This is a genomic window from Plantactinospora sp. KBS50 (assembly GCF_002285795.1).
Classification (GTDB): domain Bacteria; phylum Actinomycetota; class Actinomycetes; order Mycobacteriales; family Micromonosporaceae; genus KBS50.
This window is the reverse complement of sequence record NZ_CP022961.1, coordinates 6659525-6673516: the sequence shown is the minus strand read 5'-3', so window position 1 is coordinate 6673516 and position 13992 is coordinate 6659525. Positions and strand designations below refer to the sequence as shown.

General features: G+C 71.2%; 8 protein-coding genes and 2 pseudogenes. 2 read left to right on the top strand and 8 right to left on the bottom strand.

Annotated elements, in window-relative coordinates:
- Positions 1–125: 125 nt before the first annotated feature.
- The 4 genes and pseudogenes from CIK06_RS29720 to murJ all read right to left on the bottom strand — a co-directional run bounded on the left by CIK06_RS29720 (position 126) and on the right by murJ (position 5676).
- Positions 126–1172, bottom strand: a complete 1047-nt coding sequence (locus CIK06_RS29720) for a hypothetical protein (RefSeq protein ID WP_157756993.1) — start codon at positions 1170–1172, stop codon at positions 126–128.
- Positions 1132–1901 (bottom strand): annotated as a pseudogene (sigM, locus tag CIK06_RS28905) (RNA polymerase sigma factor SigM); the annotation flags it as partial. The pseudogene sigM and the gene CIK06_RS29720, both read right to left, overlap by 41 nt.
- Before the next feature lie 91 nt (positions 1902–1992).
- Positions 1993–3612 (bottom strand): protein kinase family protein, encoded by a 1620-nt coding sequence (locus tag CIK06_RS28900; RefSeq protein ID WP_095567432.1) that lies wholly within the window; start codon positions 3610–3612, stop codon positions 1993–1995.
- A gap of 296 nt (positions 3613–3908) precedes the next feature.
- A pseudogene (gene murJ, locus CIK06_RS28895) lies at positions 3909–5676 on the bottom strand (murein biosynthesis integral membrane protein MurJ).
- Positions 5677–5859: 183 nt separating this feature from the next.
- Between murJ and CIK06_RS28890 the strand changes: the two are divergent.
- A complete protein-coding gene (locus CIK06_RS28890; RefSeq protein ID WP_095567431.1) occupies positions 5860–7329 on the top strand; it encodes a CCA tRNA nucleotidyltransferase in 1470 nt (489 codons plus the stop codon).
- A 209-nt stretch (positions 7330–7538) separates the two neighbouring features.
- A complete protein-coding gene (locus CIK06_RS29715; protein WP_198348052.1) occupies positions 7539–9689 on the top strand; it encodes a S8 family serine peptidase in 2151 nt (716 codons plus the stop codon).
- A gap of 109 nt (positions 9690–9798) precedes the next feature.
- Here CIK06_RS29715 and CIK06_RS28880 read toward each other — a convergent pair whose 3' ends face one another.
- From CIK06_RS28880 to CIK06_RS28865, 4 genes are all read right to left on the bottom strand, one after another.
- Positions 9799–10026, bottom strand: coding sequence for a hypothetical protein (locus CIK06_RS28880; RefSeq protein WP_095567430.1), 228 nt, complete (start codon positions 10024–10026; stop codon positions 9799–9801).
- Between the two features lie 65 nt (positions 10027–10091).
- The gene (locus CIK06_RS28875) at positions 10092–12083 is read right to left on the bottom strand and encodes a hypothetical protein (protein WP_095568230.1); all 1992 of its coding nucleotides are present in this window, start codon (positions 12081–12083) and stop codon (positions 10092–10094) included.
- Entirely contained in the window at positions 12083–13237 is a 1155-nt protein-coding gene (locus CIK06_RS28870; protein ID WP_095567429.1) for a 5'-methylthioadenosine/S-adenosylhomocysteine nucleosidase, read from the bottom strand. The genes CIK06_RS28875 and CIK06_RS28870 overlap by 1 nt, the downstream gene beginning before the upstream one ends.
- On the bottom strand, positions 13234–13962 hold the full coding sequence (locus tag CIK06_RS28865; protein ID WP_095567428.1) for an NUDIX domain-containing protein: 729 nt from the start codon (positions 13960–13962) through the stop codon (positions 13234–13236). The genes CIK06_RS28870 and CIK06_RS28865 overlap by 4 nt, the downstream gene beginning before the upstream one ends.
- Between the last annotated feature and the right edge of the window lie 30 nt (positions 13963–13992).

Genomic DNA, 13992 nt, shown 5'->3' with positions numbered 1-13992 from the left:
GCCGTCTCCCGATGTGAGGTTTTTGGGCCTGCTGAGCAGAACTCATCGTACGGACCGCGGATTCCCGATCAGGACGTCCGGTGGGTCACGTCACGCGGCAGGCCAACGGGCCACCGCCGGCGGCCTCACCCTACCGGGCTGGAGTACCGGGTGTCGGCACCGGCCGTCGGAAGGCCGCAGGCCGGGCCGGCCACCCAGGCCCACCGGGCCGCCGCGGCGTCGCTGAAGATGACCACCACCGCGGGCGCACCCTGGTACGCGGCGAGATCCACAGCCTGCACCGTGATCGGCGTCGTACCGTGCTGGGCCGCGATCGCGGTCAGGCAGGCGTCCAGCGCCGGCGGGTCGGCGAGCCGGCGCAGGTCGGCGGGGACGCTCGGGGCGGGTGCGCTCTCCGGGCGCAGCCCGGGGTGCTCGCCCGGCGTACCGCTGGTCTTGGGCCCACCGTAGGTGTCGGTGCCGGTCGTGCCCGCGGTCCCCCCGGTCGCGCGCTGCACCGCGGTGGCCAGGGTGGCCGGCTGGTAGTCGGTCCCGCTGGTCCCCGGTTGGGCCGCCGACGGCGCACGCACCACCGAGAACGCCGTGGCCGCCGAGCGGGCCTCGCCCCGATCGGCGGCGGTCTGCGAACCGTCGGAGGAGTCACCCCCGAGGCCGGTAGCGAGCCAGCGCATCCCCGCGCCGCCGAGCACGGCCACGAGGATCGCCAGGGACGCCGCCCGGGCGGCCCGGGTCCAGCCGCGCCGGGTACGGCCGCGGGCCGGCCCGACCGCCGGGTCCCGCCGGGTCGGCGGCGCGGTGGTCGTGGCGTTCCCGGTGGTTGCGGCGGTCGGGGTGGTCGCGGCGGTCGCGGCGGTCGCGGCGGGTCGGCGGGCCACCGACCGCTCGGCCGGCCGAGCGCCGGGCGCTCCGGCCGCCGGCCCGGCGGCGAGAATCGCCGAGGTCAGCCGGTCGGCCACGTCGGCCGGCATCGGCTCCGGTTCCGCACCCCAGCCCGCGAGGTCGGAGCGCACCGCGTCGGCGCCGGCCGACAGCGTCGTGTACGCCTCCGACCAGGCCGGATCGTCGCGGATCAGATCCCGTACCCGGTTCTCCTGGGCGGTGCCGGTGAGCGCGCCACCGACGAAGTCGGCCAGCAGGTCGAGATCCGCCTCGCTGAACTGGCCTGCCGTCACCGCTCCCCTGTCCGTCTGTTGCGTGCCTCGACTCTGATCGGACGTTGCCGGCCGGACGCGGGTTCCGCTGGGTGACCGGCGGCACGCCGACCGGGGACGGGTCCGGGTCCGCCGGGCCGGACCGGCCGCCGGCCGGACCGGGCCGCAGATGGCCGAGCATGCCGGCCAGTCGTGTCCGACCCCGGGCGCACCGGCTCTTCACGGTGCCCTCGGCCACCCCGAGGATCTGCGCGGCCTCGGCCACCGGATAGCCCTGCACGTCGACCAGGATCAACGCCGAGCGCTGTTCCAGCGGCAACTGGGCGAGCGCCTGGCGGACCATCAGCGCGGTGTCGTGGTCCTGGGTGGGGGCGGCCGGTTCCACCCCGCCGTGGTGGTCGTCCGTGCGACTGCCGTCGGGCAGCGGGACGGTCGGGTGGGCACGCCGGCGACGGAGCCGGTCCAGGCAGGCGTTCACGACGATCCGGTGCAGCCAGGTGGTGACCGCCGAGTCGCCGCGGAAGCGGGCGGCGCCGCGATGGGCGGAGATCAGGGCGTCCTGCAGGGCGTCGGCCGCCTCCTCCCGGTCGCCCACGGTGCGTACCGCAACGGCCCAGAGGCGGTCCCGGTGCCGCCGGAACAGTTCGGCGAACGCCTCGGCGTCACCCTCGACGTGTGCCTGTAGCAGTTCCGCGTCGGTCCTGGCGTCCGGTGACGCGGAGCCGGTCCGGGCGGCGTCGGCCGCCCGATCGACGGTCTCGGACCTGGGGTGGCGTTCGGGCGCCGGGTCGGCCCCCGGCCGGTCACGGCGACCGCCGGAGCCGGGAAGCCGACGGTACGGTCACAGCCCGTTGACCGTGATCTCCTGGACGCCGATCCGGTAGCGGCCGTCGTCGGCTCTCGGCAGATCGGTGATCCAGAACAGCAGGTAGCGGTACTTCTGGTCCGGGTCGAAGGCCGAGAAGGACATCGTCGAGCCGTCGAACTTCTCCAGCGGCTCGCCGATCCGGGTGCTGAACTGGGCCACGACCTGCTGGTCGGCGGACTTGCTGCTCTCGGTCGGCGCGGACGAGCCGGTGCGCAACTCGGCGGTGGCGCCCGGCGAGGAGAGCAGCACCTGCACCGAGGAGAGCGTCCGGGGCTCCTTCAGGTCGATCAGGATGCCCATGCCGTCCTTGAGGTTGCCGAAGTTGGACCGCCCCTTGTAGCCCTGCGTCTGCCAGCCCTCGTTGGGGTCGCCGTCGACCGCCTTCTCGACGTCCCGCAGCTCGGTCCGGTCGCCCTGCGGGTCGATGACCCGGACCTGGTCGCCGCTCAGCGGGATCGGCTTCGGCTTGTCGGCCGGCTCGGCCGAGGGGTTCTCGGAGGCGCCGGCGCCGGGCTGGGTCACCGGACCCGTGCCGCCGCCACCGCCGTCCGTGCCACCGCCGGCCAGCGCGTTGATGCCGAAGACCAGCCCGACCAGCGCCACCACCAGCAGGCCGGCGACGCCGGCCGCGATCTTGCGCCGGCCGCCCGGGCTCGACGTCGTCCCGTCGTCGTCCCGCCCGGCGAACCGCAGCGGCCCGCTGTCGTCCAGGTACGGATCGTCGGCCACGTCGAGCCGGCCCAGCTCCGCGGCCAGCACGTCCGAGGACGGTGGCTCGACCGCGGGGTCGAGCAGGTCCATCGTGAGGTCGTCCAGGTACGCCGGTACGCCGGCGCGGGCCTGGCGGGGCGCGACGAGCGATCCACCGGAGTCCCGGACCGCGTCGGGCAGGCTGGCCCGCCCCCGGCCGGCCGTGCCGCCGGTGAGCGTGGCCTCGGCGTGCGGCCAGTGCCCGGTCAGGGCGTAGTAGAGGATGCCGCCGATCGCCCGTACGTCGGTGGCGCGGCTGTCGTTGGCGTCCGCCCGCGCGTCGGCCAGCACCACCCGGCCGTCGTCGGCGATCATGATCGTGCCCGGGTGGATGTTGCCGTGCACCATGCCGGTGGCGTGCACGGCGGCCACCGCCCCGGCGATCGCGTGGGCGACGCTGGTGGCCCGGGCCGGGTCGAGCAGGCCGTCATGGTCCACCAGCTCGCGCAGGGACCGGCCGTCCACCCACTCGCGGACGACGTACGCCCGGTCCTGCTCGTCGATGGCGTCGTAGACGCCCACCAGGTTCGGGTGGATGACCCGGCTGGCCGTCACGGCCGCCTGGAGCATCTCCACGGCGGAGTCCCCGCCCGGATAGCGCAGCACCACGGCGACGGGACGGCGGAGGATGACGTCGATTCCGCGCCAGACCTGCCGGCCGGCGCTGTCGTCGTTGATGTGCGCGGACAATTCGTACCGCTCGGCGAGGACCTCACCGGCGGTCGGCGCACCGAGGGCAGTGCCGACGGGAGCGACCTCGTCCGCCTCCCGACCCTCGCCGACCTGGGTCACCAGTCCTCCCTCGGTGATGGTGCCGATCGCTAGATCCCGCTGCCCGGGCATCGCCTTCCGCTCCCGCCGTCGCCATGTCTGGCGCACCGGCAGCGTTACCCCGTTAGCCTAGGCGCTGCCGGCACCCACCGGGAGCGACCTTACCCGCCTGAGCCGGATCCCCGACATCTCATCGCCGCTGACGGCCGGTGCGGGGCCGAGCGCCGGCGCCGCGGTGTGAGTGCCAACCACCCGCCGCCGTCCCCGTCAACGACGCTGTCCGGGACCAATGTATCGGTTGGTTTCGCCTGGTTGCCGGCCGGGTGTCCGCCCGGCCACGCCCCGTGGTGCGGGCCCGTCCGCTCCGCTCAGCGGCCGAGGCGGCGGCGGACCATGCCGACGACCTCGGTGATCTCGGTGATCCGCAGCACCGTGGCCAGGGCGAGGTAGCTGAGCCCGATCACCGCCCCGCCGACGATCAGCCGGACCAGCGCGGCCAGCCGGCCCAGTTCGGCCGGGTCACCCGGCAGCAGCTTGAGGGCCAGCCAGCCGACCAGGGCGGCGCCCAGCGCCGCGACCAGCACCTTGCCCAGCGTCCGCATGATCTGTCCCAGCCCGATCCGGCCCACCCGGGGCGCAGCAGCACCGCCGACCCGACCGCCGCGGCCACGTACGAGATCGCGTTGCCGAGCATCATCCCGGCGGCCGCGAAGGTCGCCGAGAAGGCCAGGTAGACCCCGACCTGGAGGACCACCCGCAGCGCGACGACCGGAATGTTGATCAGCGCCGGCATCCGGGTGTCCGGCAGCGCGTAGAAGGCGAACGTGAAGAGCTGGCTGAGCGCGAACGGGACCAGCCCCAGGGCCGCGACCAGCAGCACCGTCGAGGTGGCGGTGGCGTTCGCGCCGGTGAAGGCGCCGTACCGGAACACCACGACCGAGATCGGTCCGGCCAGCACCACGTAGCAGACCGCGATCGGTGCGAGCACCGCGCTGACCATCCGGGTGCCCCGGGACAGGTCCGCGGTCAGATCGGCGTACCGGCCGTCGGCCGCCGCGGCGCTCATCCGCGGCATCAGCGCGGTGATGATCGAGACGGCGATGATGCCGTGCGCCATCATCAGCAGCAGGAACACGTTGTTGAAGATGAGCAGCCCGGCCCGGTTGCCGCCGGCGGCCCGGGTCAGCAGGTTGACCACGACGAACAGGCCGAGCTGGTTGACCCCGACGTAGCAGAGCATCCAGCCGCTGAGCCTGGCCAGCTCGCGCAGGCCGAGGGCGCGGAAGTCGAACCGCCACTTCCAGCGGAAGCCCACCTTGCGCAGCGCCGGCACCAGCCCGGCCGCCTGCACCGCCACACCGAGCAGCGTGCCGCCGCCGATCAGCAGGATCCGGCCGCCGGTCATCTGGTCCGGCGTGACGATCTTCGCGCCGAAGAGCGCGATGTACAGCGCGCAGACGGCGATGACCACCAGGTTGTTCAGGATCGGCGCCCACATCGGGGCCGCGAAGTGCCCCGGGTGTTCAGCACGGCCGCGACCAGCGCGCTGATGCCGGTGAAGAACAGCATCGGCAGCATCAGGTAGGACAGCGAGGTGACCAGGTCCTGGTAGTCCGCCGTCTTGCCACCGGCGTACAGCGCGGTCAGCACCGGGGCGCCGATCACCGCGACGGCGACCGCCGCGCCGAGCGCGATCACCGCGAGGGTGAGCAGCCGCTGCGCGTACGCCTCGCCGCGGTCCGGGTCGGCCTTGCGCCGGCGGACCAGCACCGGGATCAGCACGCTGGTCAGGACGCCGCCGAGCAGGAACTCGTAGACCTGGTTCGGCAGGAACTGGGCGGTGGTGTACGCGTTGCCGACCAGGTCGCCGCCGAGCGCGGCGCCGATCATGAGGTTGCGGATGAAGCCGGTGCCCCGGCTGACCAGGCTGCCGATCGCCATCACCGTGCTGTTGGCGGCGGCGCTGCTCTCGGCCACCTGCTCCGGTGGCGGGGCGGTCGCCTCCACCCCGGGCTGGTTCAGCGGCTCGGCCGCGATGAACGCCGCGCCGCCCTGCTGGTAGCCGCCGCCGTCGACCGGCCGGACGCCGTGGTCGTCGCCCGCGGCGTTCCCGCTCCGGTAGACCCGGCCGCTCATCTGCGCCTCCCGCTGGTACCCCGACGGACATCCGGACCGCCGGCACTGACCTTAGTTGCCCGGGTGCGGCCCGGCCCGGCCAGGCGGGCCGTCCGGCCCGGCCGCCGGCCCCCGGCGTACCGCGTCGGCGCGGCGGATCCCGGGCGGCCCGGCGCGGCGGCCGACCGATATTCTGGCGGTCCCATGTCCGATTCCTCCGCACCGTCCGCCGGTACCGCCCCGGCGGCCCACGTGTCCCTGACCGCCGCCCAGCACCGGGCCGTGGCCGAACTGCTGCGCGTCTCGCCGGTGGCCGACGAGTTGGGCCGCCGGTTCGCCGCCGCCGGCCACGAACTGCACCTGGTCGGCGGGTCGGTCCGGGACGCGCTGCTCGGCCGGCTCGGCGACGACCTCGACTTCTGCACCGACGCCCACCCGGACGCCACGCTGCGGGTCGTCAAGGGTTGGGCGGACGCGATCTGGGAGACCGGCCGCGAGTTCGGCACCATCGGCGTGCAGCGCGACGGCCTGCGGCTGGAGATCACCACCTTCCGCGCCGAGGCGTACGACCGGGTCTCCCGCAACCCGACCGTGCGGTACGGCACCAACCTGGTGGAAGACCTGGAACGCCGGGACTTCACTATCAACGCGATGGCGGTCAGCCTTCCCGGGCACCGGTTCACCGACCCGTACGGCGGGCTCGCCGACCTGGCGGCCCGGGTGATCCGTACCCCCGGCACGCCGCAGGAGTCGTTCGGCGACGACCCGCTGCGGATGCTGCGCGCGGCGCGGTTCGCCGCCCAGTTGCGGTTCGCGGTGGCGCCGCCGGTGCGGGCGGCGATGGCCGCGATGGCCGCCGATCTGGACCGGATCACGGCCGAGCGGATCCGGGACGAGTTCACCAAGCTGCTCTGCGGTGCCGATCCGGTCACCGGGCTGCGGCTGCTGGCCGACACCGGACTGGCCGAGCGGTTCCTGCCCGAGCTGACCGGGCTCCGGCTGGAGATCGACGAGCACGCCCAGCACAAGGACGTGTACGAGCACACCCTGACCGTGGTGAGCAACGCCGTCGGCCACGAGGATGGCGGGTGCGACTTCATCCTGCGGATGGCCGCGCTCATGCACGACGTGGGCAAGCCGGCGACCAAGGCGGTCGGCCCGGACGGCCGGGTCAGTTTCCACCACCACGAGGTCGTCGGCGCCCGGCTGACCAAGCAGCGGATGAAGGAGCTGCGGTACCCCAAGGACGTCACCGCCCAGGTGGTCGCGCTGGTCGCGCTGCACCTGCGCTTCTACGGGTACGGCCGGGGCGAGTGGACCGACTCGGCGGTCCGGCGGTACGTCGCCGACGCCGGTGACCTGCTGCCCCGGCTGCACAAGTTGACCCGCTCGGACTGCACCACCCGCAACCGGCGCAAGGCGCGGCAGTTGGCCGAGGACTACGACGCGCTGGAGGAACGGATCGCCCGGTTGCGTGCCGAGGAGGATCTCGCGCGGGTGCGGCCCGATCTGGACGGCAACGCCATCATGCAGTTGCTGGGCGTACCGCCGGGACCGGTGGTGGGCCAGGCCTGGAAGCATCTCAAGGAACTGCGTCTGGAGCGTGGCCCGCTGAGCCGGGACGAGGCCGAGTCCGAGTTGCGGCGCTGGGCCCAGGAGCAGGGCATCCTGTAACGATTCTGAGCGTTCTGCCGGCGTCTGGCCAAAAAGGGGAGCCCGGTGAGCTGATCTTGGCGCAGAATGGTGCGATCGATCAATCCCTCGGCTCCGGCATCGAATGCCGTGGCCGCGCACTCTGCCGTCCACTCCGGACGATCATCGACACGGGGAGTTCCTTTATGAATCGTGGCGTCCTACGCCGCACGGCTGCGGCGGCTCTCGCCGTGGCCAGCACAACCGCAATCGTCGCCGCCGGCGCCCCGGCATCGGCGGCGCCGGACGGGCCGCGCCCCTCGCTGGTCCGACCCCCGAGCCTGCAGACCGACAAGCAGGCCGCAAAGCCGAGCGCGGCCAGCCGGCCGAGCACGGTGCAGGACCGCTACATCGTCACCCTCAAGGACACGAAGGCCAGCTCGGCCAAGGTCAAGTCCACCGCCGAGGCGCTCACCGAGGAACACGGTGGCAAGGTCCGCCAGCTCTACGGGCACGCCCTGCGCGGCTTCTCGGCCCAGCTGAGCGCGGCCCAGGCGAAGAAGCTCGCCGCCAGCCCCGAGGTCGCCTCGGTCGAGCCGGTCCGGATGCTGCACACCACCGGCACCCAGACCAACCCGCCGTCCTGGGGACTCGACCGGCTCGACCAGACCGGACCGGTGCTCGACCAGACGTACACCTACCCGTCGACGAGCGCCAGCGGCGTGACGGCGTACGTCATCGACACCGGCCTGAACCTCACGCACACCGACTTCGGCGGCCGGGCCACCTCCGGGTACGACTTCGTCGACGGCGACGACGACGCCACCGACACCTGCGACGGACACGGAACCCACGTCGCGGGCACGATCGGCGGCACCCGGTACGGCGTGGCCAAGGACGTCAACCTGGTCGGCGTGCGCGTCCTGGGCTGCGACGGATACGGCAGCACCGAGCAGGTCGTCGCGGGCATCGACTGGGTCACCGCCAACGCGGAAAAGCCGGCCGTGGTCAACATGAGCCTCGGCCAGGACTGCGATCCGGTACTGCAATATCCCGCCGGGGCCACGCAGCCCTTCTTCGACCCCAACGCGCCCTGCAACGACGGCATCGACCCGGTGGTCGACGCGGCCGTCAGCCGGTCCATCGCCGCCGGGCTCACCTACGTCCTCTCGGCCGGCAACCAGGACGTCAAGGCGTGCTACGTCTCGCCGGCCCACGTCGCCGAGGCGATCACCGTGGGCGCCACCGACAACCTGGACTTCCGCGGCTACTTCTCCAACCACGGATCCTGTGTGGACGTCTACGCGCCGGGCGTGAACATCACCTCCGACTTCATCGGCGGGGACGCGGCGACCGAGACGCTGACCGGCACCTCGATGGCCGCGCCGCACGTGACCGGGGCCGCAGCCCTGGTGCTGGCGGAGCACCCGGACTGGACGCCGCAGCAGGTGCGCGACGCCATCGTCAAGAACGCCGTCGCCGGCGGGGTGCACGACACGGCCCCGGTCGTCTACCTCGACCCCGAGCAGAACGCGCCGAACCGCCTGCTGCACGTGGGTGGCGCGGCCGTCTCCCGCTCCTCGGTGGGCATCCAGGCGTACGCCAACGGCAGGTACGTGACCGCCGAGAACGGCGGCGCGAACCCGCTGATCGCCCGCAGCACCAGCGTGGGCGGCTGGGAGCAGTTCGACGTGGTGGCCCAGAGCGGCGGGTTCGTCGCCCTGCGGTCGAAGGCCAACGGCAGGTACGTGACCGCCGAGAACGGCGGCGCGAACCCGCTGATCGCCCGCAGCACGAGCGTCGGTGGCTGGGAGAAGTTCACCATCGTCGACAACGCCGACGGCAGCATCGCGTTCAAGGCGAACGCCAACGGCAGGTACGTGACCGCGGACAGCGGCGGCGGCAAGGCGCTGATCGCCCGCAGCACCAGCATCGGTGGCTGGGAGAAGTTCAACTTCCTGGCCAAGAACCCGACCGTGGCCATCAGGGCCAAGGCCAACGGCAGGTACGTGACCGCGGAGAACGGCGGCGCGAACCCGCTGATCGCCCGCAGCACGAGCGTGGGCGGTTGGGAGAAGTTCGACTACGTCGACCAGGGTGACGGCTGGTTCGGCCTGCGGGCGCAGGCGAACGGCAGGTACGTGACCGCCGAGAGCGCCGGAAGCAAGGCGCTGATCGCCCGCGGCACCTCGATCGGCGCCTGGGAGTGGCTCCTGAACTGGGACTACAACCCGGACGGCAGCCGATTCATCGTGGCCAACGCGAACGGTCGGGCCGTGACGGCGGAGAGCGGCGGCGCCAACCCGCTGATCGCCTCGCGGCAGGTTGTCTGCCAGTCGGGCAACTGCTCCTGGCCGTACGGGCTCGGCTCGTGGGAGTCGTTCTACTTCGTGGCCGTCTGATCAGGTAGCTCCATCCGGTGCCCACCGAGCCCTCCGCGGGGCTCGGTGGGCACCGGCCTTTCACCGGCCCGTGAATCCAGAGGGCCCGTGGTCGCAGCGGTCCGGCGGGTCAGCTCGGGGCGAGTTGCAGGACACTCTGGAGCGGCAGGTCCGGCGGCAGCTCCTGCCGCCGGACGGTCCTCCCGTCCTGGTCGATCAGGACGGCCTGGCCGATGTCCCGGTTGAGCCACAGGATGTGACCGTCGGTTCCCCAGTAGACGTCCGCGGCGGGCAACTCCCGAATTACCTCTCCGGTGCCGGTCTCGGCCAGTTCGGGCTGCTGCTGGCCCTGGACCACCGTCAAGGTGCACCGACCAAATCGGTCTACTCATACCCAATCTCTGCATTTTAGACCGCCCTAACCTAATCAAGCAGCCCGCGTATGGCGCTCGCGAGGTCGGCGAGCCTTTCGTCTGCGCGGTCGCGTCGGTGTTTGACCCATTCCTTGCCTTCGGCGGCGACGCCTTCGAGGACGTGCAGGGTGTGACTGAGCCCGGCGGCGTCTAGCGACAGCTCAGCGATCTTGGCTGGGTTCTCGTCGTGCTGGAGCGTCCCGTTGTCAGGATCGCTCACTTGAATTGAGATGGGCTCTCCGTTGAACAGAGTCAGCTCGAAGGTCTGCTGTCGGGTGGCGATGCCGTCGATCCGTACGGCGGCGACGGCGTCGAAACGGTAGTTGAGCCGTTGGGTGGTGCGGCTTGCGGAGGTTTCGAAGTCGAGATCGATGTTGACCTGCCGGACGCCGTCGTCGGTGAGGAGAAACAGCAGCAGGCGATACCGGGAGTACCGCCACGGTCCTTGCGGGTAGCGGGCCTTCTTGCAGGAGGGTGCCGGCGCCTCGATGAAGGCGTGTGCGATTACCTGGCTGGGGCGGAGTCGGTACTGCTGCATGGCCTGGTCGACCAGGACTTTGCGGTCGCTTTCCAACCAGGTGGCCATCTCGGTGTCCGACGGCTTGTCGGACAGCTTGTGGCACCACCGGTGGTATGCCGCCCAGCGGGCCATGTCCTTGTCGTTGCGTTCCGCTTGCTCGTCGGCGACCCGGCGATGCTCGGCGACGATCCGAAACGACGAGCGCACCGCCGGCACCGCGGACGCCACCGCGAGCAGGAACCAGCCTGTGCCGGACAAGGGGGCGCTGGTCACGACGGCAGGAACGGCCCAGAGGCTCCCCGCGGCAAGGAGGGCCAGTCCCCCGACGTGGAGGGCCTTGGTCCTGGCAGGGTTACGCAGCTGCTGGCGGTACGCGGTCAGCGTGTCTCGTTCCCATTGCCCTCGGACATCTCCCACCAGGTGTCGGACGAGCCAGGCGACCCGTTCGGCCTCGATGCGCTGTTCCCGATAGAGCTCGACCACCTCGTCACGGAGGTGCCGGCGGATCCCCGCCGTCTGGTCGAGCCAGTGGGCTCGGTCGATTCCTTCGGGCACATACCGGCGGAAGTAGCGGTCGAAGATCCGGTCCACCTTGCGGGCGAAGCCTCCCGGTGGCGCCTCCCGTCGCCGCTGCCGGGGTGGACGGATCTGGGCTTCCTTTGCGCGCAGCCGTGTCCCGCGGTAGTACCGGTCCGCCCCGCCGACGCAAAACGCGGCCAGTCCAACCAGGGCGGCGAGTAGACCGAGGAACGGGTCGAGCGTGCCGCGGGCCGTCACCAGCACGATCATCTGCACCACGGCGAGAGTGAACACGGCCGCGCCAGCGCCGGCGCGTAGCCAGTCGCGCAGCGCAACAGCAGTGGGTTGCACCGGTAGGGTCCGAGGCTGCGCGGGTGTGGGATGAAAGAACTTCCAGACGCGGTTGAATCGGTCCTCCGCTATGCGCTGCGAGTCGGCCAGGGCCACGGACTTCCGCCACATCTCTTCTTGCATCGCGCCTTCGAGTAGCGCCTCGAGGTGGCCGTAGATCCCGTCGCGTTGACGCCGGTTCAGCGCGTCGATCTCTTTGACCACGAGATCCGTCTCGGCGGCGCCAACGGGGGCCAGGAGGTGGATGATTGCCTTCAACCCCGCAGTCCACTCGTCATGGTCGTCGAGATGGGGCAGGCTGGCGCAGATGGCGGTGAGGCGATCCAGCTCCTCGGAGGCGAGTTGGCGCAGGGTGCGTCCGCTCAACAGGGCGATCAGCCGGTAGAACTGGACCTCCGTGGTCACGTACCCACCGGCGACAGCCTTTTCGATGAGCTCGCGCGCCTGATCACGAACTCGCGCGTCGAGATACTTCAGCGCGAAGGCGAACTGCTCCTCCGGACTCGGGTTTGGCGGCAGCCGGTAGAAGTTGATGTCACCGTGGACTACGCCTGCCTGTACGTCGACGTGTGCATCTCCTTGGGCGACGTTGGTCGCGGTCGGGGTCGTCATCACATGCCTCGCACCACTGCGATGATCGCCGCAAGCCGCGCCGCCAGCTCAGACACGTCGGCTACCAGGCCCCGCAACCGCTTGAGCGCGACCATCAGGCCGCTCTTCTTCTCGGCTGTGCCCGCCGAGACGCATGCCGTCGCCGCTTCCAGTTCCGACTCGGCCGCGGCGTAGGTTTCTTCGTCCAACTGTCCGTCGAGGTGGGCCTGCTTGAGGTGGGTTCGCAGGTCTGCGATGCTCGCTGCCAGGTCGATCGGCCGATCGGCGCCAGCGCCGACGGTGACGTTGCCGTAGATCTGCCCGGCTTGCACCCCGACGTGGGCGTTCCCGGTGGCGATGTTGCGGTTGGTCGTCGGCATCGTGGGGCTCCCGTCCCGGTCCGCGCCGCCTCGGCTGGCCGGCCCGTCGATGATCAGTTCTCGCGCCAGTGCGGTGGCGAACGCGGCGGCGTGGCGTGCGGCCTTCGGTTGCCAGTCCTGTCCGTCCGTGGCTGCCTTGCTGCCGTCGGCGTGGTCGCTGATGCCGCGCACGACCACCACGGGCAGGGCGCGGTTGAGATGGCTCGCCTGGGCCACACCGGCTGCTTCCATCTCGATCGCTACGGCGTCGTTGTAGTGCTGGCGGATCCAGCGGGCCTGCTCGGAGATTCCCGAGTCCTGCACCACTTCCCCTGCGGCGATCGGCCCGAAGTGGACTTTGGGTGCTGTGTCTACGGGAAGACCACGGCGCCACGCGGCGGACCTGTCGACGTGGTGGGCGATCTGGTCGGCCTCGTGGGGGATCTCCCACGCCTTCGGTCGGGCCTTCAAACCGTCGTCCTCGCTGGTGCCGCCGTGGTAGGCGTAGATTTTGTTGGCGACGACGACGTCACCGAGTCGGATGTTGGGCCAAAGGCCACCGGCGACTCCCACGAACAGCACAGCGGCGGGGGAGAACTCGGCCATCGCCCGCTCGGCGAGCACCGCGGCAGGATGATTGCCCTTACCGACCAGCCCCAGGGCGACCCGGCAGTCGCTTTGGCCGATCCGGCCGACCTCGAAGCGGGTGCCGGCGGGGTGCCGCCGTATACGTAGGTCGCTAAGTTGGTCGCGGACCGCTGCATATTCGAGGTCCAGCGCCGTGAGGATCACGACGAGACCGCTGTTCGTGCTCACGCTGTCTCCCTGTCTGCCTGGCTGAGGGGCCGGATCATCGGAGGGTGAAGAGTCGTGCGGGGCCCGGGACGGAATAGCCGAGCGGGACGCCCACCATCGGTCTTGCGACTCGGCCCAGCGGGGACGATGAAGCCGTCCACGCTCTGCACTTTCCGGTAGAAGTTCCGCGCATCGAGCGGCACGCCCCACACCGCCTCGTAGACGGCCTGAAGCTCCGAGATCGTGAAGGTCGGAGCACAAAAAGCGGTGGCGAGCGCTGAGCGCTCCAACTTCTCTCGCGCCCGGTCAACCCCATCGGTCAAGATCTGCTCATGATCGAAGGCAAGTCGCATGTCACCGGACAACGCCTGCTCCACCGGCGTCCAACACGCCCGCGATGCGTCGGTGCCGGCGACCGGCTCGGGTAGCCGAGGGGCGATGGCCAGGTAAGCCGCGGAGACCACCCGCCCTCGGGGGTCACGATCCGGCGCACCGTAGACGCCGAGTTGTTCGAGGTGCAACTGATCCGGCCCCAAGCCTGCCTCCTCGGCAAGCTCTCGATGGGCGGCTGTCACGAGGTCTTCCTTCTCGTCAGCAAGGAAACCGCCTGGCAGGGCCAAGGCGCCCTGATAGGGCTCAATCCCGCGCTCGATCAACAGCACATGAAGGCAGGACTCCCGCAAAGTGAGGATGACGAGGTCAACCGCAAGAAGAACGGTCGGCGGAACCCAACGATCGTCAGACATGAATTGACCATAGACTTATTGTCACTCTGA